The 24,273-nt window shown below is 75.4% G+C and carries 12 protein-coding genes; 10 read left to right on the top strand and 2 right to left on the bottom strand.

Annotation, left to right across the window (positions count from 1 at the left end):
- Positions 1 to 21: 21 nt before the first annotated feature.
- From LX83_RS21045 to LX83_RS21015, 7 genes are read left to right on the top strand one after another with little or no spacing between them, the layout of a single operon-like run.
- A complete protein-coding gene (locus tag LX83_RS21045) occupies positions 22 to 1,419 on the top strand; it encodes a coiled-coil domain-containing protein (RefSeq protein WP_253774012.1) in 1,398 nt (465 codons plus the stop codon).
- A gap of 12 nt (positions 1,420 to 1,431) precedes the next feature.
- Positions 1,432 to 4,002: an AAA family ATPase gene (locus LX83_RS38460; protein ID WP_253774010.1), complete on the top strand. Its 2,571-nt coding sequence runs from the start codon at positions 1,432 to 1,434 to the stop codon at positions 4,000 to 4,002.
- Positions 4,002 to 5,846: a hypothetical protein gene (locus tag LX83_RS21035; protein WP_253774008.1), complete on the top strand. Its 1,845-nt coding sequence runs from the start codon at positions 4,002 to 4,004 to the stop codon at positions 5,844 to 5,846. Before LX83_RS38460 ends, LX83_RS21035 begins: the two co-directional genes overlap by 1 nt.
- Complete coding sequence (locus LX83_RS21030; protein ID WP_253774006.1) at positions 5,843 to 6,907, top strand: DEAD/DEAH box helicase family protein; 1,065 nt, start codon at positions 5,843 to 5,845, stop codon at positions 6,905 to 6,907. The genes LX83_RS21035 and LX83_RS21030 overlap by 4 nt, the downstream gene beginning before the upstream one ends.
- The gene (locus tag LX83_RS21025; RefSeq protein ID WP_253774227.1) at positions 6,871 to 9,426 is read left to right on the top strand and encodes a hypothetical protein; all 2,556 of its coding nucleotides are present in this window, start codon (positions 6,871 to 6,873) and stop codon (positions 9,424 to 9,426) included. Before LX83_RS21030 ends, LX83_RS21025 begins: the two co-directional genes overlap by 37 nt.
- Entirely contained in the window at positions 9,413 to 10,774 is a 1,362-nt protein-coding gene (locus LX83_RS21020) for a hypothetical protein (RefSeq protein WP_253774004.1), read from the top strand. The genes LX83_RS21025 and LX83_RS21020 overlap by 14 nt, the downstream gene beginning before the upstream one ends.
- Positions 10,771 to 11,724: a coiled-coil domain-containing protein gene (locus tag LX83_RS21015; RefSeq protein WP_253774002.1), complete on the top strand. Its 954-nt coding sequence runs from the start codon at positions 10,771 to 10,773 to the stop codon at positions 11,722 to 11,724. The genes LX83_RS21020 and LX83_RS21015 overlap by 4 nt, the downstream gene beginning before the upstream one ends.
- Here LX83_RS21015 and LX83_RS21010 read toward each other — a convergent pair.
- Complete coding sequence (locus LX83_RS21010) at positions 11,711 to 16,198, bottom strand: tetratricopeptide repeat protein (protein ID WP_253773999.1); 4,488 nt, start codon at positions 16,196 to 16,198, stop codon at positions 11,711 to 11,713. The genes LX83_RS21015 and LX83_RS21010 overlap by 14 nt on opposite strands.
- Before the next feature lie 157 nt (positions 16,199 to 16,355).
- Here LX83_RS21010 and LX83_RS21005 point away from each other — a divergent pair, with 157 nt between their 5' ends.
- From LX83_RS21005 to LX83_RS20995, 3 genes are read left to right on the top strand one after another with little or no spacing between them, the layout of a single operon-like run.
- Positions 16,356 to 17,000 (top strand): hypothetical protein, encoded by a 645-nt coding sequence (locus LX83_RS21005; protein ID WP_253773997.1) that lies wholly within the window; start codon positions 16,356 to 16,358, stop codon positions 16,998 to 17,000.
- Positions 16,997 to 18,379, top strand: coding sequence for a DUF4407 domain-containing protein (locus tag LX83_RS21000; RefSeq protein ID WP_253773995.1), 1,383 nt, complete (start codon positions 16,997 to 16,999; stop codon positions 18,377 to 18,379). Before LX83_RS21005 ends, LX83_RS21000 begins: the two co-directional genes overlap by 4 nt.
- 34 nt (positions 18,380 to 18,413) lie before the next feature.
- Entirely contained in the window at positions 18,414 to 18,707 is a 294-nt protein-coding gene (locus tag LX83_RS20995; RefSeq protein WP_308204014.1) for a UTRA domain-containing protein, read from the top strand.
- A gap of 51 nt (positions 18,708 to 18,758) precedes the next feature.
- Here LX83_RS20995 and LX83_RS20990 read toward each other — a convergent pair whose 3' ends face one another.
- Entirely contained in the window at positions 18,759 to 24,212 is a 5,454-nt protein-coding gene (locus LX83_RS20990) for an ATP-binding protein (protein ID WP_253773991.1), read from the bottom strand.
- Positions 24,213 to 24,273 lie beyond the last annotated feature (61 nt).

Raw genomic sequence — 24,273 nt, 5'->3', positions numbered from 1 at the left:
TCGCGCGGACAGGGGTGGATTGTGAGCGGCCGAAAGCGCATTTATGTGGACGAGGGTGAATGGAACCGGCTGCGCCAGCAGGCGCGCCGCCTCGCCGAGTTGAATCGTGACCTGCCCCGGCTCGTCGAGCAGGTGCGGGACCAGACGCAGCGCGACATCGAGACGTCCCTGGGCGAGGTGGCGGCCAGGCACGCCCGGTTCGAGGAGGCCGTTGGCCGGCTCAGCGACCGCACCCGCGAGGTCGAGCAGCAGACCGCGCGCCGCCTGCGGGCCACCACGCGCCGGCTGCGCGAGGAGATCACCGCCGAGGCGGAGCGGCAGCGGGCCGACACGGCCAGGGCGTTGCGGGCCCAGCAGGAGACCCTGACCAGCGCGCTGGCCGAGGAGCGCGCCGCGCGCGAGCGCCAGTTCGCCGAGGTGGGCCGCGGCCTCGACGCGCTGCGCGCCGACCAGGACCGCGCCGCGCGGGCGGTGCGCGACTACCTCGCCGACGCCGAGGTGCTGCGCGAGCAGGTGCTCCAGTTCCCCCACGAGCGCTACCTGCCTGGCCGCCTCGCCCCGCTCGACGCCCGGCTGGCGACCGTGCGGCACAACGTCGCGCAGGGCCTGGCCGCGCACAGCCTCACCGGCGCCCAGGAGGTGTGCCAGTCGTTCAGCGAGCTGCGCCTGGAGCTGGAGCGGCTGGACCAGGAGTGGCGCGCCTGCCGCATCGCGGCCGAACGCGAACTGGTCGCGCTGCAGGGACTGGTGGAGCAGAACCGCACCCTGGACCCTCGGGCGCGCTTCGAGGCGGACACCGCGGACGAGGCGCCCGGGGTGGACCACTGGTCGCGCGGTGCGCTGTCGCGGCTGAGCGCCGAGATCGACGCCCAGCTCGCGCGGGTCCGCGACGACGCCGAGCCGCTGCCCACCGAGGCGCTGCTGCGGGTCGTCCGCGACCTCGCGCCCGAGTTCGAGCAGCGGCTGGAGGCGGTGGTGGCGCAGGCCGTCACCGCGGTGCAGGCCTCGCAGCTGCGCACGAACCTGGCCGAGCTGATCGCCGACGCGCTGGACGAGCACCACCAGTACGAGGTGTCCGACGCCGGCTACCAGGGCGCCGACCAGCGGGCGGCGTTCCTGGCCAAGACCGTGCACCACGCCAGCGGCAGCGAGATCGTGATCGAGGTGGAGCCGGGGCCGGACGACCAGCCGCCCACCGTGCGGCTGCACAACTTCGACACCGACGCCTCCGAGGACGAACGCGCCGCGCGCACCCGGTCGATCCGCGCGACCGTGTTCGAGCACAGCGGGCTGAGCATCACCGCCGAGGAGGAGGCCGAGCAGGCGGACGCCGCGATGCGGGACATCACCCCGATCATCGAACCCCGCGCGCCGCAGGTTCCGACGCGGCAGCCGACCCGCGCCACGCGCTCGTCCTGACGGGGGATCCCGGTGACCGCGCACCCGGCCGAGCCGCGCTTCCCGTCGCCCATGGCCGTTCCGCACCGGCTGACCGGCGCGCGCCGGCCGCGCCCCGGCGAGCCGCTGTGGATCGTGCACGGCCCCGGGGTGGACGACGAGGTGGTGGGCGAGGACCTGCGCGTGCGCGACGTGGAGGAGCTGCTGTGGGAGGTGCTGCACGCGGCCGGCTACCAGCGGATCGTGTTCAGCGCCTACCGGCAGCCGGTGTACTTCCGCGACGCGCGCTCCCGCGAGCTGACCCGGTCCGGCGGTCGGGCCGCCGCGCCGCGCCGGCCGCGCGCGATGCGCCGGTTCGCCGGCCCGTTGGGCGACCGGATGCTGGTGTCGGCGCCGGCCCGGCCGGCGGAGCGGCCCGCCGCCACCGCCTCGGACCCGTCGCGGCTGCAGATGCTGGACGCGCTGATGGCGCAGCACGACGTGCCGACCGCGGTGGTGGTGCCCAACGCGGAGACGCTGGTGCACAACATCCAGCCGGACATGCGCCGCCCGTTCGCGGAGATGGTCGGGCGGTGGACCGCGGGCCGGTCGGGCGCGGGCAACGTGTGCGTGCTGCTGTTCAGCCAGCCCGAGTTCGCCGACGTCGTGCAGTTCGTGCGGGACCAGCGCTACCTGCCTCGGTTCGCGGACCGGCTGGCCGCGCTGGGCGCGCAGCGCGGCGGTCCCGCCGTGGGCCGGCTCGGGCTGCCCGACGAGGACGAGCTGTCCCGGCTGGTGCACGCGGTGCGGCTGCGGCACCGGCTGCGGATCGCCGACTGGACGGCGCTGGACCACCTCACGCGGGTGATGGCGGCCCAGGAGTTCGGGGTCCGGACGTGGCGCGCTGCGCTGCGCCGCATGGCCGAACCGCTGTCCGTGGCCGCGCTGCGCCGCATGGAACTGGTCCAGGTGGACGTGCCCGACACCAGCGACCTGTGGCGGCGGCTGGACGCGATGGTGGGCATGGGCGCGGTGAAGGACTTCCTCGCGGTGCACCGGCACGTGCTGCGGGCCGGTGCGGCACTGCGCGAGCGCGGCCTCGGCGCCGCGGCCGAACCGACCGCGCTGCACCTGGTGTTCACCGGCAACCCCGGCACCGGCAAGACCGTGGTGGCGCGCATGGTCGCCGAGTTCTACCGGGACCTGGGTCTGCTGCGGCGGGCCAACGTCGTGGAAGCCGGGGTCGAGGACCTGGTGTCGCCCTACCCCGGGGAGACGGCGCGGCTGACCACGGCGGCGGTGCGGCGGGCACTGGACGGCGTGCTGTTCATCGACGAGGCGTACCGGCTCACCGAGGACCCGTCCGGGCAGGGCCAGCAGGCCGTGGACGTGCTGCTGACCGAGATGGAGAACCACCGCGACCGCCTGGCCGTGATCATCGCCGGCTACCCGGACCGGATCGCCGACTTCCTCGCCGCCAACCCGGGGCTGGCCAGCCGGTTCCCGCAGGGCAACCGGTTGGTGTTCGCGGACTTCACGCCCGAGGAGCTGCACGAGATCCTGCTGCGCCAGCTGGACGGGCTCGGCCTGGCCCGCACCCCCGAACTGGTCGCGGCGCTGCGCACCATCACGGCGGCCCTGCACCGCACCCGGTCGGCGGACTTCGGCAACGCCCGCACCATGCGGGAGCTGGCCGCCGAGATCATGCGCGAGTGGGCGCGCCGCACCCGGCCCGCACCCGGGGGCGAGCTGGCCCCGGCGACCCCGGAGGACATCCCCGAGCAGTACCGGCCGCTGCTGGCCGAGGCCAGGCCGCTGGAGGTCGTGCTGTCCGAACTGGACGAACTGGTGGGCCTGGACCAGGTCAAGAACACGCTGCGGGAGATCGCCGCCGTGCTGGAGCTGCGCAAGCTGCAGGGCGGCGGTGCGGTCGTCGCCCCGCACATGCTGTTCCTCGGCTCGCCGGGCACCGGCAAGACCACGGTGGCGCGGCTGATGGGCCGGGCGTTCGCCTCGCTGGGCCTGCTCTACAAGGGACACGTGGTGGTGGCCACGCGCGCCGACCTGGTGGGCCGCTACGTCGGTGAGACCGCGCCGAAGACCCGCGCGAAGGTGCTGGAGGCGCTGGACGGGGTGCTGTTCATCGACGAGGCCTACGAACTGGCCGGCCGAGGGCACAACGACTTCGGCCCGGAGGCGGTCAGCGAGTTGATGACGCTGATGGAGACCCACCGCGGCCGGCTGGTGGTGGTGGCCGCCGGCTACCCCGAGGCGATGGACCGGTTCCTGCGCGACAACGACGGGCTGCACTCCCGGTTCACCGAACAGCTGCACTTCACCGACTACACCGTGGGCGAGCTGCGGTCGATCTTCCTGTCCATGATGGCGGCCAGGGGCTACGAGGTGGAGCCGACTGTGCCGGCGCGGGCGGTGCGGTGGCTGGAGGCCGACCGCGACCGGATGGCCAGGGAGCGGCGCGCGTTCGGCAACGCCCGCACCGTGCGCAACCTGGTGGACGGTGTGGAGCGCCGGCTGGCCACCCGGCTGCTGCGGCTGCCCGAGGAGCAGCGCCTGACGGGCAGCCGGCTGATCCGCGCCCAGGACGTGCCGGACCCGGTGACGTGATGGGCCCCGCACCGACCCGGCCGACCTGCCCGGTCTGCCGGCACAACGCGACGGACGCGCGGGTGTGCGCCCGGTGCGGCTGGACGCTGGCCACCCCGCCGTGGCTGGACCTCGACGCCGAGGCGGACGTGACCGCGTTCGCGGCGGAGCTGGCCGCCCGGCGGCGCGCGTTCGACCTGGCCGCCGCCGCGCTGGCCGCGGGCTTCCCGGTCGGCGGGGACACCGCGCTGTTCACCCGCCTGGCCGGCCGGGTGCGCGGTGGCCGGCCGGACAGCGCGGAACTGGCCTCGGCCACGCGGGACGCGCCGGCCCCGCCCGAGGGTCAGCCGGTGGCCGCACTGGTCGCGCCCGCCGTGGCCCGGCTGGTGGGTGCGGCGGACCGGGCGCGGACGCTGGCGGTGCTGGACGTGCACGCCGAGGGCGTGACCGTGGCGCGGCTGGGGGTGGACGCGGCGGGCGTGCCCTCGGTGGTCGAGCCGGTGCGGCTGGTCGGCTGGCGCGAGGTGCTGCCCGGGCTGCCCCCAACCGCCGACGACCTGCTGCTCGCCCTCGCCGGCGGCGTCGGTGCCAGCGAGGACGTGCCCGACCCGGACCGGGCGCGGCCGCCGGCGGTCAGCGCCGACGAGGTGCTGGTGCTGCACCGGCTCGCCGGCTGGCCGGTGCCCGACGCGGTGGCGGCCCGGCTGGGCACGCCGCACCCGGTGCGCCGCGGCCAGCCCCCGCTGGACGAGGACGCCGCGGCGGCCTGGGCCGCGCTCGCGCCACTGCGCCACGACTACCGCCTGGTGCTGGTCGCGGTGGACGGCCGGGGTGCCACCCGCCCGGTGTCGCGGCGGCTGTTCGCCTCGGGCACGTCCGCGGCGGGCCGGCCGGTGGCCTCGGTCGCGGTGACCGGGCCGGTGCGGCCGGCCGCCCTGCACCCGGTGCTGGCCGTGGTCACCGGCCCACCGGGCACGCCGCCCCGGCAGTGCGCGCCGGTCGCCGTGTTCCACGCCCGGCTGCGCCCGAACACCCGGGACACCCTGGAGTTCCGGCTCGACGGCCCGGGCCGGGTCGCGCTGCTGCGCCCGGACGGCGAGCCCGCGCCCGAGGCGCTGGCGACCTGGCCGGACGTGCTGGACGACGTGCCCGCGGTGTACCGACCGGACGCGCACGCCGCGGACGTGGTGTTCGCGGTGGAGCTGTGCGGCCGGCCGCTGGCCGCCGCGCAACGCCGCCGCGACCTGGTCGCCGAGGCGATCGACCACCTCGGGCGGGTGCACCCCGCCCCGGACTCGGTGCGCGTCGCCGTCCTCGGCTACCGCGACCACGTCGCCCAGGGGCCCAGGGCGCTCGCGGGCTCGCGGCGGTTCGGCACGGTGGCCGAGGCCGCGGCCGTGGTCGCCGGCCTGGCGGCGGGCCCGCTCACCGAGCCGTGGGCCGCGCCCGTGGAGGACGCGCTGGCCCGCGCCCGACGGCTGGACTGGCGGCCGGCACCGGTGGCGCGGCGGCTGGTGATCGTCGGCTCGCGCCCGCCGCACCTCGACTACGACGCCAGCGCGCCCAGGTGCCCGCACGGCTGCGACTGGCGGCGCGACCTGGCGCTGCTGGACAACCTGGCCGTGCACCACGTCGCCGTGTGGGACCGGCCGGCGTGGTCCGAGCGCGACATCCCCGAGGCACGTCAGGCGATCGAGGCGTGGCGCGCCTTCGGCCTGCCCAGGCTGCCCCTGTTGCTCGACCGGGTCGACGCCGCCCGCGTGGTGCGGGAGGCCAGGGTCGTCCCGAAGGCCGCGCCCACCGCGCCGTTGCTGTTCCCCCTACCCGTCCCGACCGACACCAGCGACCCCGAGGACCGCCGATGAGCACACCGCAGCGCACCCGCCCCGCACCCCCGACCCAGCTGCGGATCGGCCTGTGGGGCCCGCCCGGCAGCGGCAAGACCACGTTCCTGGCCGCGCTCCAGATCGCCACCATGCGCCGGACGTCCGAGGACTCCGGCAACTGGATCATGACCGGCTCGGACGAGGCGTCGTCGATGTTCCTGCAGGAGTCGCTGCACCAGCTCACCTCCACCCGGGAGTTCCCCCGGTCCACCACCAACGACCGCAACCTGGTGTTCCGGTTCACCGGCAGGCAGGAGGTGCCGCGCCCGCGCGGGCTGTTGAAGAAGAAGGTCACCGAGATCGAGCGGGTGGCGTTCGAACTGGACGTGCTGGACGTGCCCGGGGTGAAGTACGACAGCGACTTCTCCAGGCCGGACACGCGGCCGCCGCTCGACGAGGACGACGACTTCGACGCCGGCGGCGCCACTGTGGACAGTGTGTACGCCTCGCCGGACGCGCTGGCCGAGCGCGAGGAACGGCTGCTGGACCACCTGCAGATGTGCGACGGGATCGTGTACCTGTTCGACCCCGAGCGGGACGCGCGCGAGCAGGACGCCTTCCGCTACTTCCACCCCGTGCTGGGCAAGCTCGCCAGCCGCGTGCTCGAACAGGACCGGCACAACAACGCCCAACTGCCGCACCACGTGGCCGTGTGCGTGACCAAGTTCGACCAGCCCAACATCTACCGGCTGGCCCGGGTGCGCGGCTTCACCGTGCAGGGCGCGGAGCCGCCCTACCTCCCCCGGATCCCCGACGAGGCCGCGGCGGACTTCTTCAAGATGCTGTGCGCCACGCCCGGCAGCAACACCGACCTGGTGGAACGGGGACTGCGCCAGTACTTCGCGACGCTCAACTACTTCGTCACCTCCTCCATCGGCTTCTACGTGGCGGACAACAGGTTCCGGCCGCACGACTTCCTCAACGTGGAGCGCGTCGGCCCCGGCCCGAGCGACTTCAAGATCAAGGGCCGGGCGTACCCGATCAACGTGCTGGAGCCGCTGCTGTGGCTGCACCAGAGCATCAGCGCGGCCCGGTCGTGACCGCCGTCCCGGCCGGGTGGGCGCTGATCAGCAAGCGACCCGACACCTACGACGACTACGCCGTGCTGGCCGCCAGCCGCGCGCCGTTCACCGCGCGGCAGTTCAACCAGATCGTGGTGCGCAACAGCCCGGGTGACCCGCCCGCCTCGCACGAGACGGGCGCGGCGGCACTGCCGTGGGTGTGGTTCACCCGGTCCAAGCGCGGCGACACCACCTACGTCGGGGTCGCGATCCGGGACTGGACGGCCGACTTCGACGCGACCAACCGGCCGATCGCCGAGACCCGGTACTTCTGCGTGGCGCTGGACGACTTCCTGTCCGCTGGTTTCACCTACTCCGGGCTGTACGAGGCGGTACGCGGGATCGGCCTGGCTGACCGGGACACCGACGACCCGGTGGAGCTGACCGCCCCGGCCGCGCCACCGCCCGTGGAGACGGTGGACTTCGACGTGGCGGCCACGGCCGCGGCCGGCCTGCTGACCGGGTCGGTGGCGCTGCTGGGCGGCGGCGCCGAACTGGCCGAGCGCCTGGCGGTGCTGGACGCGGTGGCCGCGCTGCTGCCCTCGGGCGCGAAGGCGTGGCTGACCGCGGCGGGCTGGGCGGACTTCGGCGTGAACCACCCGCTGCGGCTGGCGTTCACCGCCCGCGCCCGCACCGGCGACCTCGCGGTGGACCTGCGCGGAACCGATCGGCCCGGCGGCGGTGAGTCCGCCTACCGGGAGCGCCTGCTGGAGCTGGCCCGCGGCCGGGGCGCGGACGCGGTCCGCCGGCACCTGGCCGGGCTGGGGCACCTGCGGGCGTGCGACCCGGTGGCGGCGGTGGTCGGGCTGGAGGAACTGGACCGGCCGCGGATCTGCGTGAGCGCGGCGCGCTCCGGCCGGCTCACGCCGGAGCTGGTGCGCCAACTGGACGAGGCGGGCCGGTTCGGCGATCTCACCCCGGACGAGCACGAGCTGGTGGTGCGGGCCTACTTCGAGGTGGCCCAGCCGCGGGACATGTGGGCCGACCGCGCCCTGCTGGCCGGGCACCGGCTATCCACAATGGACGAACTGGTCGAGGAGGTGGTGCGGACGCGGGCACCCCGCTCGTTCTGGACCGCCGACGACCTGCTGCACGTGGCCGGGATGGCCGATGCCGCTGGCGCCCACGCCGGGTACGTGCGGGCGCTGCGGGCGCTCGGCGACGCCCCGCTGGTGGCGACGCGCATCGCCCCGGTCGTGGGCCGGCTGGTCGAGCATCCACAGTGGAGCGCGGCACTGGCGCCCCTGGTCGCGTCGTCGGACGCGCTGTCCGTGGCCGTGCTGCGCCGGGTGCACGGCAGCGAGGGCGCGGTCGCCCCGGACCTGCTCGACCTGCTCGACCGCGAGCACGGTGACCGCACGTGGGGCCGGTACCGGCGGCTGTTCGCGGCCGGCGGCCAGGTGGACCCCGGTGACCTGGCCGAGTTGAACCAGGTGGACGGCGATGCCGTGCCACTGGTGTTGCGGGTGGCCCAGCACACCGGCGACACCGCGCGACTGGGCCGGTTGTTCGAGGCGTTCCTGGGGCTGGCGCGGGCGGTCGGCCACGCGCTGCGGCCGTCGTGGCTGTCGCTGCTGCGGGACTGGCCGGACCCGGACCCGGCGGTGCGGGCGGCGCTCGACGTCGCCCTGTGCCGCGCCGGTGAACCACCCCGCCAGGACCTGGTGGTGGCGGACGAGCGGTACTGGAACGCCCTGGTCGCCGAGGTCGACACCACCCCGCTCACCCTGCCGCAGCAGCAGGCGTTCGGCGACGCGCTCGCCGCGGGCCTGCACCGCGGCTGGGGTGGTGACCTCGCGGCGTTCCGCCGCACCCTGGGGGTGCTGTCCAGGCTGGCCGACCCGCACACCCGGCCCCACCTGAGCACGCCTCGGCTGGTGGCCAGGATCGCCGACGAGGTCGCGGCCAACCCGGCCGTGCTCGGCCAGCCGTGGCTGCAACCGTGGCTGCCGCAGCTGGAGCTGGACCCCCGGCTGCGCGCCGGGGTGCTGCGGACCCGGCTGTACTGGATCGAGGCGGACGCCACCCCGCACGAGGTGGCCGCGCTGGTGGCCCGCGTCCACGCGAGCGGGGTGCTCGGCACCGACGAGATCGCCCCGATCGTCCTGCAGCGCTGGCGCCCCGCGCCGTCCGGCTGGATGGACTTCCTGCTGGCGCTCAACACCCACCTGCTCGACGGCGGTGACCGCAACGCGCTGGGCCGCTGCGTGCGGTGGGCGGAGTTCCTGATGGCCGACGGCACCGGGAGCCTGCTCCAGCCGGCGGCGCTGCACACGGCGCAGTGGCGGCTGCTGCCCCAGTTGCAGCTGCTGACCCACCTGATGCGGATGGCCGTGAAGGCGGGCTGGCCCGAGGTCCGCTCCGAGGCGGCGGTCACCCTGTTGCGCCGGCTGCACCGGCAGGTGGGCGACCTGCTCCGCGGCGTGGGTGCTGGCGAGCGGGGCGCGCCACGCATCCGGCTGCCCTGGGCGAGGCCGGGTGAGCATGAGTCCGAGTGATCTCGCGCTGGGGCTGGACGTCGGCGCCGTGCGCACCAAGGCGGCGACGGCGACGGCGAGCTGGCACGGCCCGTCGGTGTTCGCGGACACGCCAGCCGGACGGCGGCACGGCGCGGCGGCGCTGCTGGACACCGCACCCGGAACCGCGGCGGAAACCGTGCTGCGGCACGGGTTCGCGGACGCGGGCGCCGCCGACGGGCTCGGCGAGTTCCTCGGCGGGGTCATCCGGCCCGGCGGCCCGGTGGACCTGGACCCGCGGCGCACGGCGGTGGTGCTGGCCGCACCGGACGCCTGGACCCGCGGCACGGGTGACACCTGGACGGCGGCGGTGGAGGCGCTGCCCACGGGTGTCGCGGTGCGGCGGGTGCTGACCGAGTCGGTGGGCTTCGCGTCGGCGCGGCTCGTCCCGGGCGCGCAGTGCGTGGCCGCCGCACACTTGGCCGAGCACCCGGACACCGACGGCTGCCTGCTCGTGTGCGACGTGGGCGCGAGCACCGTGACCGCGGCGGTGCTCGCCTGCCGCGCCGGCACCACCCGGCTGCTGGACGCCGAGCACGGCGACGTGACCGGCACCGGGCTGGCGCGGCGGCTGCTGCGCGCCGCCGGGCCGGACGCGGCCGGCGACCCGGAGTGGCGGCTGCTGGCGCTGGAGCACGCCCGCTGCCTCGGCGCGCGGCGGGCCCGGATCGTGCTCGACCGCGCCGCCACCCACGAGCGCTACCTGGACACCCCCGCCTACCTCGCCGGCGGGCACGGTGCCGCGCTCACCGCGCGCGCCGTCGTGGCCGCGCTGCGCCCGCTCGCCGACCTGGTCACCCGGGTGGTGGCGACCCTGCTGGACCGGGTCGCCGAGCCGCTGCTGCCGGACCTGGTGGCCACCGGCGGCAACGTCCTCGGCCCGGTGGCCGCGGCACTGGCCGAGCTGGGCGACCGCGTCCACCGGCTCGATCCCGGCGCCGCCGCGCGCGGCGCGTGGCGCATCGCGACCGGCCGGGCCACCGCACTGGACGGCTACCCGCACGAGCTGGGGGTGGCCGTGCGCCGGGTGGAGCACGGTCTGCTGCGCGCCGAGACACTGCCGATCACCGCCACCGCGCCGGTCACCCTGGACGTGCGGCGCGACCACCACGGGCCGCTGCCGGTGCGGGTGCGGCTCAACCGGGCGGGGCCGTGGCGGGAGACCAGCTCGGCCGCGCGGCTGCGCGCCGGCACGTACCAGGTGACCGCGTTGGGCAACCGCGCCGGGCTGGGCGCGGTGCTGCTGCGCCCGGTGGCGGGCGGCCCGGACGTCGTGTGCCCGCTCGGCCCCGAGCCCGGGCCGGTGGTGACGGAAAGGGGGGCCAGGTGACCGACGACGACCCGAGGGCCGCGCTGCGCGCCGCCGCGGCCGGGCCGGACGATGCCGCGACCGCGCTGCTCGCCCTGCGCCACGCCCTGGCCTGGGCCGCTCGCGCCCTGGCCACCGACCGCCCGCACGCGGCGACCGACCCCGCCGCCGTGGAGCTGGTGATCGCCGTGGACGACGCGCTCACCGAGGTGGACGAGCTGGTCCGCCAGGTGCCCGACGTCGCCGAGGCGGGCGTGGCCGGCACACCGGTCACCGAGTACCTGAACCAGCAGGCCGAGGCGCTCGCCGAGCTGGCCGACCGGGTCGCGGTGACCCGCCGCGAGCACGAGGCGCTGTTCGCGGTCGAGGCCGAGCTGCGGGCGTGCGGCGCCGAGCACGACGAGATCCAGCGCCACGTCGCCGAACTGCACCGGCTTGAGCGGCTGGCACGGGACCTGCCGGCCATCCGCGACCAGCGCGACAGCCTGGCGCGCCGCCTGGCGACCATGCGCAGCCCGGTCGCCGAGGCGGAGGACGCCCTGGCCGCCACCGCGCACGAGGTGCTGGTGCTGCGCGAGGAACTGCTGGCGAACCTGGACACGCGCACCCAGGAGCTGCTGCGGCAGGTGCGCGACGTGGAGGCGCGCTGGGCCGACCAGCGGCGGCGGCTCGCCGAGGACGAGTCCCGGCTGCGCGACAAGGTGGCCGAGTACGAGAAGCTGCGCACCGAACGCGACGGACTGCTGCGCGCGGCCGCCGCGCACGCCGAGATCGACCGCGACCTGGTGGACCGGTTGGCCGCGGTGCGCGAGGGCGGTCCACTCGACAAGGTCCGCGCCATGCTGTCCGACGTGCGCACCACACTGGACACAGTGGACAGTGCGCTCGCCGACGCGCTGGCGCGCCACGACCGGTTCGCCGAGGAGCACCGGCGGGTGCTGCCCTGGCGCGATGAGTCTACTGTGGACTGACTGGCGCCCGTGGACCGACCGGCTCCGCCGCCAGCCGCCGGACCCGGGCCAGTTCCGCGCCGCTCGCCAGGGTGCTCGGGTGCCGAGCGCCGAGCCGCCGGGTGAACAGCCGGACCGCTCCGGCCAGCTGCGCGATCGCGTCGGCCGGTGCGCCCGCAGCCGCCAGGGCCACCCCCAGGTGGTGCCGGCTCGCCGCCACGTCCGGGTGCGCCGCGCCGCGCAGGCGCACCTGCTCGGTGATGATGTCGCGCAGCACCGGAACCGCCTCGGCCGGGCGCTCACCGCACGCGGCCAGATCCGCCCGCGCCCGCAGCAGGTGCGGGCGGTGCTCGCCGGGCAGCCGCGCGTACGCCGCGACCGCGTCCCGGTGCAGCCCCCGGGCCCGCTCGTGGTCGCCCGCCCGCCACACCGCCACCGCCAGCGCCCGGCGCAGCGCGGCCCGCTCGGCGTCCGGGCGGGTGGTGCGCGCGAGCACGTCGGTCAGCTCCGCGACCGCGCGCGGGGCGGCGCCGGTCAGCGTCCACAGCTCGGCCCGCCCGCGCCGCAGCCGCAGCACCACCGGGTGGTCCGGCCCCAACTCGGCGGTGACGCGCTGCTCCGCGCGGTCGATGCGGGCGATGGCGCCGTCGTCCACCGGACCGGCCAGCGCCAGGTCGGCCAGGCACGCCAGCCGGGCCTCGGGCGCGGCGTCCAGCCGCTGGTGGGCGGCGGAGGCGGCGCACAGCTGGGCGTGCGCGGCCACCGGGAAACCCAGGTCGACCAGCAGCAGCCCGTAGCGGTGGCCGAGGTGCGCGCGCTCCAGGTCGGCGAGCCCCCGCTCGCGCAGGCGGGCGGCGATCTCCGCGCACCGGCGCAGATCCTCCCGGTACCCCGATCCCGCCACCCCAGCCGAGGGAGCGGGCTGCCTCGGTGGGACGTCGGGCGCGCGGGTCGCGGGTGAGCTGGGCCCGGGTGTGCTGGGCTCGGGTTCGTCGCGAGTCGCGGGTGGCGCGGTGACGTCGGGGGCCGCCGGCCGCGGCACGGGATCGCGCGGCACCGGGCCAGTCGGCACCGGATCGCGCGGCACGGCAGTCGCCTCGACGTGGTCGTCCGCCGGTCCCGCGCCGTCCGGGCGTGGGCCGGTGCCCGCCAGGAAGTCCAGCCACAGCGGGGACGCCTCGGCCGGTTGTCCGGGTGCTGGCGGCGCGGGGTGTGCGCTGACGGGCTCGGTTTCGGGCTCGGGCTCGGCCGGTTCGGGCTCGGCCGGCTCGCGCTCAACCGGCTCGGCCTCCGCTGGTTCGGCCTCGGGCGGTTCGGGCTCGGGCGGTTCGGCCAGCTGTGCGCTCACGGCCTGGAGCAGCACCCGCGCTGGCTCTGCCCGCTCGTCGTCCGCGGCCACGTTCGCGAGCACCAGCTGCAACTGGCGTTCCGCCTCGGCCAGCCGGCCGGTGTCGTGCAGGAGTTCGGCGTAGGACAACCGCACGCTCGCCACGTCGTCGTCGGGGTCACCCAGCTCGACCAGGCCGGCGACCGAGTCGGTCAGCAGCGCCTCCGCCTCCTCGTCGGCGCTGCGCACGCGCAGCACCTCGGCCAGGAACCACTGCACCATCAGCCGGTCGTACCGGTGGTCGGTCGCCAGCCCCGCCACGGTCGCGAGCACCTGCCGCAGCTCCCGCTCCGCCTCGTCGGCGCGGTGGTCGCCCATCCGCACCAGCGCCAGCATCACCTGCGCGGCCAACTGCTGGTCGGAGTCGGGCTCGGTGCGGCGCAGCGACGCGATCAGCGTCAGCAGCTGCTGCTCCGCCTCGGTGACGTTCTCGCCGAGGCACAGCACCTGCACGAGCGCGAGCCGGAGTTCCCGCGCGTCGGTGTGGTCGGGGCCGTGCAGGCGTTCCCACGACCCCAGCGCCTCGCGCAGCAGCGCCTCGGCCCCGTCGCGGTCGCCGTTGCTCAGCGCGATGTTCGCCAGCGTCGTCCGCGCCATCACGGTCTGCGGGTTGTCCGCGCCGATCGACCCCAACTGCGTGTCGAGCAGGTCGCGCAGCTCCTCCTCGGCAGCCGCGTTGTCCTCCCCGGCCCGGACGAGCAGCTGCGCGTACAGCAGCCGGGTGTTCAGCGTCGCGATGTGCACCGGTCCCAGCACGTCCGCCTGCCGTGCCAGCACGGCGCGCACCGCCGCGATGCCGGCCGGCTGGTCGTACTCGCAGCGCCGCAGCGCCGCGCCCAGCCGGGTGGACAGCACGAACGGGTGGTCCTCCCCCATCTGCCTGGCCATGGCCGCCGCGACCTCGGTGAGCCGCTGCTCGTCGGTGCGCGGGTCGGCCGCCACGGCCGGGTCGTGGGCCCGCGTGTTGATCAGCGCGGCGAGCCCGAGCAGCGACAGCGGGTGCTCGGGGTTGAGCGCGTCGCGCTGGATCCGCAGCAGCTGGCTGAGCTGGATCTCGGCACCGCCCCGGTCGCGCAGCTGCGAGTGCACGGCCATGAGCGTGACGCGCGCGGACAGCGTCAGCGGGCTGTCCGGACCGTGCACGCGTTCCTGGGCGCGCAGCACGTCCTGCAGCTCGTCGCGGGCCTTGACCAGCTCACCCCGGCCCAGCCAGATGTCCGCCAGCAGCGCCCTGGTGAGCAGCAGCTCCGGGTGGTCGGGGTCGTCGAACAGCTCCCGCTCGGCCGCCAGCACCGCGCTGATCTCGCGCTCGGCGACGTCGAAGTGGCCGCGCAGGCACATCATCCGGCCGTAGCCGAACCTGGTGGCCAGGGCCTGCTCGGCGGCGATGCCTCGGTCGTGGTCGGCCAGCAGGTCCCGGTAGACCTCCTCGGCGGCCTCGAACTCGCCGGCCGTGCACAGCGCCTCGGCCAACTGCTGGCGCACCGCGACCAGGAACGGGTGGTCCTCAGCCAGCTCGGCGCGCGCGTCGTCCCACAGCGCGGCCAGTTCGCCCCGCGTGGTCGGGCTGCCCTCGGCGTTGCCCACCACGGCCGCGGCGAGCCGCGCCTGCAGCCGCGCCGGGTGGCGGGCGGGCAGGACGGTGGCGCGGCGCAGCGCGAGCGCGCTCATGTCGTGCGACGCCTGGAACGCCCCGGTGCGCAGCAGGTAGGCCGCGCACAGGTTGCCGCCCTGCACCATCACGGCCATCGCGTCCAGCCGCGCGGGAACGCGGGCGAGCACGGCGGCGATCACGGCGGGCAGCGCCTGCCACGCGGTCCACTGGCTCGGGTCGCTGTCCCCGGGCGCGGTCTCGGCCAGCAGCGCGACCGCCGCCGTCCAGGTGTCGTCGGCGTGCGGCGACTCGTCCCGCGCCGCGGCGACCACCTCCGCGAGCAGCGGGTGCAGCGCGAGGTGCGGGGTGCTGCCGACGTCGGTCTGATCGGCCAGCGCCGAGGACACCAGGCCGCGGACCAGCTGGGCGAGCCGGCCGTCGGTGAGCGTGCCGTCCGGGTCCACCGGTGTGCCGTGCAGGTGCGTGGCGACCAGCAGGTCCAGCGGGATCGGGTGCGGCGCGCCGTAGCAGGCGAGCAGGTGCAGCAGCGGACGCGCCTGGCCGAGCCGCCGTTCCTCCAGCAGGGCCAGGCTCAGCTCCCAGGTCAGCCGGATCGACCGCCGCGCGGCGTCGTCGTCCAGCAGGGTCGCCGGGGTGGGCTCGCCCGCGTCGAGCAGGTCCAGATCGCCCCGCACCGCGCGGCGGTAGTCGCCGAACGTGCGGTGCCTGGGCGGGTCGTTGGCCAGGTAGTGGCCGGCCAGGCGCAGCGCCAGCGGCAGGCCGCCGAGCTGGTCGGCCAGCAGTCGCGCGTCCTCCGCCGGGCCGGCGTCCGGGGCGAGGTCGAGCAGCACCCGCGCGCCGTCCACCCCCGCCAGGCAGGTGACCCGGGTCAGCTCGGCGTGCTCGCCCCAGGTCGACCGGTCGCCGCGCCGCGTGGTGACCAGCACCAGCCCCACCGCGCTGGGCCGGATCCAGCCGGTGCCGTCCAGGTGCGCGCCGGACGCGCCGAGCAGCCCGCGCCGCTCGACGTCGTCAATGTTGTCGAACACCAGCAGCCAGGGCTGGCTGGCGTTCTCCAGCGCCCGCCACACCACGTCCTGCGCGTCGGCGCGGCCCACCTGTCCGACGTCCACCCCGCACCGCACGGCAACGGCGTGCATGGACTGCTCGACATCACCGTTGCCGACCCAGTACACCGGGCGCCCCTGGTCGCGCGCCTGCCTGGCCAGCCACAGCGCCAGGGAACTCTTGCCGCCGCCGGCGATGCCGTGCAGCACGCGGATGCCGCGTCGGCGCGGGGTGAGCGCCGCGACGAGTTCGGGTTTCAGCGCGTCGCGGCCCTGGATGTCGCGCGGCAGCAGGTCCAGCGGCGGCTCGATGGTGCGCGAGCCGCGCGCCGCCGACTGGCCGCCCTTCTGCGGCAGACCCGTGCCACCGACCGCGCTGTAGGCCTCGTGGAACCCGGATCGGGCGGACGGGGTCGGCCCCACGGGCGGGTGCGCGCCAGTACCCATCGCGGGTCTCCTCTGTCCAGCTCGGCTGGCAACGATTGAATCGCATTGACCACGCGCCCGGGGCAACCACGAAACCATGACCGGACACTGGCCGTCTGATCCGGTGCGAGGACACGGACCGCCCGTGTCTCGTCGGAATCCCGCCTTCGGAGTCGCGATGTCCGTTTCCTGGCACAGCCCGTCCACTCCGGCCGTCATCACCCTGTTCGAACTCGATCGGGCCGCCGTGCTCGCCGGTGAGCCGGTGTGGCTGCACTGGCGCACCGAGAACGCGGGCACGCTCGTGGTCACGACACCGGACGGGATGACCGCCGAACTCGACGCGCGCGCCGGGCACGGCACGTTCCGGGTCACCGTCACCGGGACCGGGGCCATCACCGGAACGGCCCATGGCCCGCGCGGGGCCACCCCCACGGTCACCCGACCGGTCGCGGTGTTCCGGCCGGCGGAGGCCACCGCCGTGCCGATCCCCGACCTCTCCCGGGTCGGTCTGCGGATGGCCCCGCGCACCCCCGTGCCGGCCGTGGACCGCTCCGGGATCGTGGCGGCGCTGCTCGCCCGAGGGCCGGGTGCGCGGTCCATCGCGGTGCGCCCGGTCGAGCACTTGGTCGAGCGCTCGGTCGAGCGACCGCACCGCCGCGCCTGGCTCGCACCGCCCGCCGGACTCGGGGTGATCACCCCGGCCCGGCCCGTCCCGACCACCCGCCCGCCCCGGCACCTCGCCCCGTTCGGGGCCGGACCGGCCGGCCGCGGCCTGCTGCGCCGCCTGGGCACCCTGATCCGCAGGAGGAGCACCCGGTGATCGTGCGACGCTGGCTCGCGGCCCTCGCCGGCGCCCGGCACGACGTGCTGGAGCAGACCCCGGTCGACCGGTTCCGCTACGTCGCCGCCGGTGGCGTGCTGCTGACCACCTCGGCGGTGGCGGCCGTGTCAGCGGCGTTCGCGCTGCGCATGGCGGTGCGGGTGGCCTGGCCCCTGGCGATCGCCGGCGGCCTCGCCTGGGGCGTGGTGATCCTCAACCTGGACCGGCTGCTGGTGATCGGCATGACCAGGCGCACCGGCTGGTGGCGCAACATCCTCGGCGCGCTGCCCAGGGTCGCGCTGGCGCTGCTGCTGGGCACGGTCATCGCCACCCCGCTGGTGCTGCGGATCTTCCAGCCCGAGATCGATGCCGAACTGGAGGTGATGCGCAACGACCGCGCCGCCCGGTTCGAGGAGGAGCTGTCCCGCAACCCGCGCTACGCCGCCATCCCCGACCTGGAGCGCAAGCTCAACGAGTTGCAGGCGCTCGCCGACCGCAACCCGGACACCGCGGCCGCCGCCGACCCCGCCGTGGTGGCCGCGCAGCAGGAGGTGGACCGCGCCCGCGGCGTGTACGACGAGGCGCAGCGGGCGGCCGTGTGCGAGATCGACGGCACCTGCGGCACCCGGCAGCCGGGCGTTGCCGAGGCGGCGCGGGAACGGCAGCAGGCCCGCGACGTCGCCCTGGCCGACCTGCGCCAGGCCGAGGCGGACCTGGCCACCGCCAAGGACAAGGCCCGCGACGCCGCGGCGTCCGCGTCCACCTCGGCCGGGCAGGACGCCGACCGGGTGCGCGACGACCTGGCGAAGATCCGCCAGGACCGCGAGAACGACCAGCGCGAGTTCGCCGCGGCGAGCCGCCAGGACGGCGGCCTGCTGGCCCGGATCGAGGCGCTGGCGTCGCTGGGCGACAAGCGCCCCGACCTGTGGTTCGCGCAGTTCGTGCTGTCCCTGCTGTTCATGTCGCTGGAACTGCTCCCGGTGCTCACCAAGCTGATCCAGCTCAGCGGCCCGCCCACGGTCTACGACCAGATCATCGAGCGCATGGACGACGAGGCCACACGCGCCTCGGCCAGGGCCGCCGCGCGCGAGCAGCAGATCGTCGACAGCTACGCCGAGTACCAGGCCGCCCTCGAACACGACCAGGCGGAACGCCAGTTCGACGCCGGCCGCCGCGCCAACCAGCTGCTGGTCGCCGAGCAGGAGGCCATCGCCGAGCGCGCCATCCGCCGCTGGGCGCAGGAAGCCCACCGGCGCAGCGACCGCGAACTCGACGAGTGGTTCCACCGCAACGGCGACGCCAGGCACAACCCGGCCCCCGGCCCCCGCCCCTGGACCCCCGACGACACCATCCCGTTCCACCGCCCCCGCCCGGACTGACCGCGGTGCTCAGCCGTCGCGTCCACCCGGCCGGGTGAACTCATGGCCAGGCACGGAGTCGCGCGGCAGACTGTGCGGAACGCGATCGACCAGCTCACGAGCGAGGGCCTGGTCGTCTCCGTTGGGCTGGCCGTTGACGCACTTCGAGGAGAGCGTGTCCGCCCGCCTCGCCCGGCCGGACGAGGCCGATCTGCTCGGCCTCGCCTACGGCCTGCCGGTGCTGCGCGTCACCAGGCTCGCCCTGGCCGAGGACACGCCCGTCGAGGTCAACGACATGGTGTTGGCCGCCGACCGGTACGAGCTGCTGTACCGGTGGGCGGCGGACTGACCTGGCCCCGGGCTGCCCGGACGGTGGTGTCCGGGCAGCCCGCCGGCTGGCTCAGGCCCTGTTGATGGCCTCGATGATCTTCGGCCGCAGTTCGGCGGCGCGGATCACGGCGTCCACCGAGCCGACCTCGACGGCGCGGTGCACGCTGTGCACCCGGTCGAACTCGGCGGCCACGTCGGCCAGCTTCTCCGCGCGCACCGCGGCCCGCACCTCGGCCAGCTTGGCGCTCAGCTCGGCGCGTTCCGCACCGGCGGTCTCGGCCAGGCGCGCCTCCAGCTCGGCGACCCGGCTGTCGGTCGAGGTGCGCCGGTTCACCTCGTTGGTGAACACCACGGCCGCGGCGGGCGCGCCACCGATCACCGAGGCGAACGAGCCCTCGACGGCGAGCACCGTCATGTTCGGGTTGAGCGCCTTGGAGAACACCACGAACGCGCCGCCGTGGTACCGGGAGATCACGCAGAACACGATCGGGCCGTCGAAGTTCACGATGGCCCGGCCGATCTCGGCGCCGTACTCCAGCTGCAGCTTGCGCATGGACTCCGGCGAGCCGTCGAAGCCGGACAGGTTGGCCAGCACCACCAGCGGCCGGTTGCCGCTGGCCGCGTTGATCGCGCGGGCCGCCTTTTTCGACGACTGCGGGAACAGGGTGCCCGCGGTGTAGGTGTCCGGCCCGTCGGTGGGCGGGAAGCCGCGGCGCGGCACCGACCGGGACTCGATGCCCAGCAGGCACACCGGCCGGCCACCCAGGTGCGCGTCCTGCACCACGGCGGTGTCCGCGTCGGCCATGCCCGCCCACCGCTCCAGCACGGGGTGGTCCTGGTCGGCCACGGCACGCATCACCGTGCGGATGTCGAACGCCTTCTTGCGGTCCGGGTTGGCGGTCGCCGAGAAGATCTCGCCGACGGTGCTGAAGTCGCTGCCGGCCAGCGAGTGCGGGTAGTCGGAGATGTCCCGGTCGTGCGGGTCGGTGGTGCCCGCCGCACGCGGCCCCGACTCACCCGGCGCCACGTAGGTGTGCTCGTAGTGGGCCATCAGCACGTCCCGCGCGGCGGCCAGGTTCGGCGCCCAGTACTGCGCCTGCCCGTTCGGGCCCATCACCCGGTCGTAGCCGCCGATGCCGAAGTTGTCCTCGGCGGACACGCCACCGGAGAAGTCGAGCGACTGCTTGCCGGTGAGCACCATGGCCGAGTCCGGGGTCATCACCAGGATGCCCCTGGTGTGCATGAGCATCGTCGCCTCGGCGTTCCAGTACGGCTGCGCGCCGACGTTGATGCCCGCGACCACGATGTTGATCTCGCCGCCGGCCTGGGTGAACTCGACGATCCGCTTGAGCGCCGCGGCCACCCAGTCCATGTTCTCCGTGCCCGACTCCATGGAGATCCGGGCACCGGCGGACAGCGCGTACCACTCCACCGGCACCCGCATCCGCTCGGCCAGGTCCAGCGCGGCGATCACCCGGCGGCACTCCGGCTCGGACAGCGCGCCGAGCGACTTGGTCGGGTCACCCAGCAGCACCACCCGGGTGATGCCCTGCGGGTGCAGCGCGGTCGGCGTGCTGACCACGCCCGCGACGATCGCCGCGGTGTTGCGCCCCTTGGGCCGGTCCACCGGCACCAGCGCGTGGTCGGCGTCGAGGTCGTGCTCGACGAACTCGCCGAGCAGGCCGGTCAGCTCGTAGGGGTAGACCGTGTTGCGGCTGCTCGCGCTCAGCACCTTCTGCCGGTAGCCGTCCAGCGGCTCGACCGGCTCGGTGGACGGCTCGCCCACGGTCAGCTCGGTGCCGCCGGTGGCGTCGAAGGAGATGCGCACCGCGACCTTGTTCAGCTCGCCGGTGCTCCGGTCCCGCTGCCGCGCGATGAGCAGGATCTCCTCCAGCCCGGCGCCCGCGGTCGTGGGCAGCACGCGGCCGGCGAGCATCTCCAGCTCGGCGCGGGTCAGCTCGCTGGGCGGCCAGACGTAGATCACGATCCGGTTGGTGTTGAACCGCTTCTTCGACGGCCGGCGGGACTGCGCGCGCCGGATCGAGTCGAGGCAGGTGGCGATGGTGTCCTCGGCGGTGGGCAGGGCGGCCAGCCGGCCGTCCTGGTCGCGCAGCTCGGTCAGGTCACGCACCTGGGCGAACGCCACCAGGCGCTCGTCCGACGGGTTCTCCCGCGCCACGCACTGGAAGAGGTAGACCTCCTCGTCCGAGGACGGCAGCCGGGTGAGGTCGAACTTGCTCAGCCGCTCCAGCTGCATCCGCTGCGCGATGTACGGGTGCAGGCCGCGGATCAGCCGCTCCTCGGCCATGCCCGTGCTCGACGGGCGGAACGTGAAGTGGTGGTGCATGACCGCGCCGCTGCGGCCGGCGACCGTGGCGGTGAGCCGGCGGACCTGGGCTGGCAGCGGGTGCAGGCTGATGACCTCGTGCAGCGCCGCGGCCATCCCGTCCCAGTCCTCCGGCTGCTTCTCCCAGGCGAGGTAGATGTCGGCGTCGAGGTCGTGCTCGCCGGCGGCCAGCTCCGCCAGCCCGGCCAGCGCGCCGCCCAGTGCCTCGAACCGCACCGCGGCGGAGACCAGGAGCGAGCCCGCGCGCTCGGCGACCACGAACGTGCAGCCGCCGACCTGGCTGGTGCGCACGCCGGTGAGGCCCTTGTTGCCGTAGTAGCGCCGGGTCAGCACCTCCAGCATGACCGTGTTGTCCAGGTCGTCGCGCACCAGCCGCTGGCCGAGCAACCGCACCAGCGGCTCGGTGCTGCGCACCATCTCGGCGATCCGCTCGGCGCGGTCCGGCGCGTCCGGGTGCGCGTCCAGGTGGCGCAGGTGCCGGCGCACGCCGGCGTAGACGCGGGCGCGGTTGCGGCGCAGCAGCGGCTGGCCGAACCAGGCGAACACCACACCGCGGGCGAGGTCGGCGACCACCGGGAAGCGGACCTGCGTGGCGGCCACCAGCCGCTCCAGCGCCAGCCCGGCGCGCTCGCGCAGCGCCTGGTCCGGCACTGGCTCGCGCAGCCACGCGCGCAGCAGCGTGGTGACGATGGCGGCGTCGGCGGACGCGCGCTGCTGGGCCAGGAAGATCCGGAACACCGCGGCTTCGAGTTCGGGGGAACGGTCCAGCTCGGTGACGCCGTAGTGGGCCAGCGCCGTGGCGAGCTTGGCCTGGAACGGCTCGGGCAGCCCGGCCCGCTCCACGTCGAGGCTCTGCAGGTAGGTGTGGAAGTGCTCGCGCGCGCTGTGCACGTGGCCGGCGTCAGCGCCGTCCTCGCCGGACGGCCGGTTGCGGCTCAGCTCGGCGAGGTCGGCGAACACGGTGACCAGGTCGAGTTCCTCGGCCAGCGGCCGGTGGCCGTCCTCGGTGGCCGCCTTGCGCGCCACCAGGTACTCGTCGAGCACCCGGCGCTCGTCGTGCGGGTCGACGTCGAAGCCGAGCAGCAGGCTGCGCAGGTCCTCCTGGCCGCGCGCGGCGCGGTCCCGCGCCGGCACCGCCTCGGGTGCCGCCGGCAGGTCCAGTTCGACGGCCTCGGTGGCCGCGGTGTCCTCGGCCGTGGCGTCGGCCAGCGGTTCCAGCCGCAGCAGCGGAGCGCCGGTCTCCACCTGGCTGCCCACGGACACGACGCATTCCTTCAGCCGCGCCCGGACCGGTGCCCGCAGCACCGTCTCCATCTTCATGCTCTCCAGCACCAGCACCGGCGCGCCCGCCTCGACCTCGGCGCCGACCTCCAGCGGCGTGGCCACGACCAGCGCGGGCATGGGCGAGCGGATCACACCGCCCTCGTCGCGGCTGACCCGGTGGGTCACCCCGTCCACCTCGACCAGGTGGACCGGCCCGTGCGTGCCGGTGAGCAGGCGGTACCGGGCGCCGTTGACCGCGACCTGCCCGGTGTGCCGGTCGAAGCGGTCGAGTTCGACGTCGGCGGTGCGCACCTCGCCGCCCGCTTCGACGCCGACCCGGAACCGCTGCGCGCCGACCCGGGCGACCCGCACCCGGTAGCTGACGCCACGCAGCTTGAAGTCCAGTGGCCGGCCGCTCTCGTGCCGCACCTGCGGGCGTCCGCCGAACGCCGTGGTCAGCAGCTGCTGCTGGGCCAGGCGCTCCTCCTCCTCGTAGGCCTCGATGGCGGCGACCGCCAGCGCGACCGCGGAGTGCCGGTGCGAGACGAGCCTGCCCTCACCGCGAACGCGGTCGATCCAGCCGGTGTCCGCGCTGGCGTCGATCACCTCGGGCTGGTTGAGCAGGTCGAGCACGAAGCTCTTGTTGGTCGCGCCGCCCTCGATGATCACCCTGGTCTGGGCCACCGCCCGGCGCAGCCGGCCGAGCGCCTCGTCGCGGTCGCGGCCGAACGCGATGATCTTGGCGATCATCGAGTCGAAGTCGGCGGGGATGGTGTCGCCCTCGCTGACGCCGGTGTCCACCCGGATGCCCGGGCCGGCGGGCAGGTCCAGCCGCGCGATGCGGCCCGGGGAGGGCACGAAGTCGCGGTCGGGGTCCTCGGCGTTCAGCCGCGCCTCGATGGCGTGCCCGATCTCGGCTGGCGGCCGGCCCTCCAGCTTGCCGCCGGCCGCGACGTGCAGCTGCGCCTTGACCAGGTCCATGCCCGTGGTCAGCTCGGTGATGGGGTGCTCCACCTGCAGCCGGGTGTTCACCTCCAGGAAGGCGAACCGCTGCTCACCGGGGTGGTACAGGAACTCGACGGTGCCCGCGCCCCGGTAGCCGACGGCCAGCGCCAGCCGCTCGGCCGCCGCCTTGAGGTCGCCGGCCTGGTCCGCGGTCAGCACCGGCGACGCGGACTCCTCGATCACCTTCTGGTTGCGCCGCTGCACCGAGCAGTCGCGCACCCCCAGCGCCCACGCCGTGCCCTGGCCGTCCGCGATCACCTGCACCTCGACGTGCCGGGCACCGGTGACCAGGCGCTCCAGGAACACCACACCGCTGCCGAACGCCCGCGCGGCCTCCTGGCTGGTGCGCTCGTAGGCGTCGACGAGTTCGGCCTCGCTGGTGATCACGCGGATGCCGCGGCCACCACCGCCCGCGGTCGCCTTGAGCATCAGCGGGTAGCCGATCTCCGCCGCCGCGGCCACGGCCGCGTCCAGGGTCTCGACCGCGCCCCGGCTCCACGGCGCGACCGGCACGCCGACCTCCTCGGCGATCAGCTTCGCGCCGATCTTGTCGCCGAGCTTGCGCATGGCCTCCGCGCTCGGTCCGACAAAGGTGACGCCGACCCGCTCGCACAGCTCCGCGAACGCCGGGTCCTCCGCCACGAAGCCCCAGCCGACCCACGCGGCATCCGCGCCGCTCTCGCGCAGCGCCCGCTCCAGCACTGCCAGGTCCAGGTAGGGCCGGGCGGACGCCGGACCGAGGTCGTAGCTCAGGTCCGCTTCCCGGACGAAGGTGGCCGTGCGGTCGGCATCGGTGTAGAACGCGACGGTCTCGATCCGCGTCCCGGTCTCCGCGGAGAGTTCCCGGACTGCGTGGATCAACCGCATCGCGGCCTCTCCGCGGTTGACGATGGCGACACGTTTGAACACCGACCGAGCCTCCTGTTGTAGACACCTGTGGGCTGGCCGCCCACTCCCACGCTGAACATTC

Origin of the sequence: Goodfellowiella coeruleoviolacea, from assembly GCF_024171785.1 — a bacterium.
Taxonomy (GTDB): domain Bacteria; phylum Actinomycetota; class Actinomycetes; order Mycobacteriales; family Pseudonocardiaceae; genus Goodfellowiella; species Goodfellowiella coeruleoviolacea.
This window is presented reverse-complemented; position numbering and strand designations above follow the sequence as displayed.

Coding starts and splice junctions, on each gene's coding strand:
- LX83_RS21030 (WP_253774006.1), top strand. CDS start 5,843: ATGAGCACACCGCAGCGCACCCGCCCCGCACCCCCGACCCAGCTGCGG.
- LX83_RS21005 (WP_253773997.1), top strand. CDS start 16,356: ATGTCCGTTTCCTGGCACAGCCCGTCCACTCCGGCCGTCATCACCCTG.
- LX83_RS21020 (WP_253774004.1), top strand. CDS start 9,413: ATGAGTCCGAGTGATCTCGCGCTGGGGCTGGACGTCGGCGCCGTGCGC.
- LX83_RS21035 (WP_253774008.1), top strand. CDS start 4,002: ATGGGCCCCGCACCGACCCGGCCGACCTGCCCGGTCTGCCGGCACAAC.
- LX83_RS21010 (WP_253773999.1), bottom strand. CDS start 16,198: ATGGGTACTGGCGCGCACCCGCCCGTGGGGCCGACCCCGTCCGCCCGA.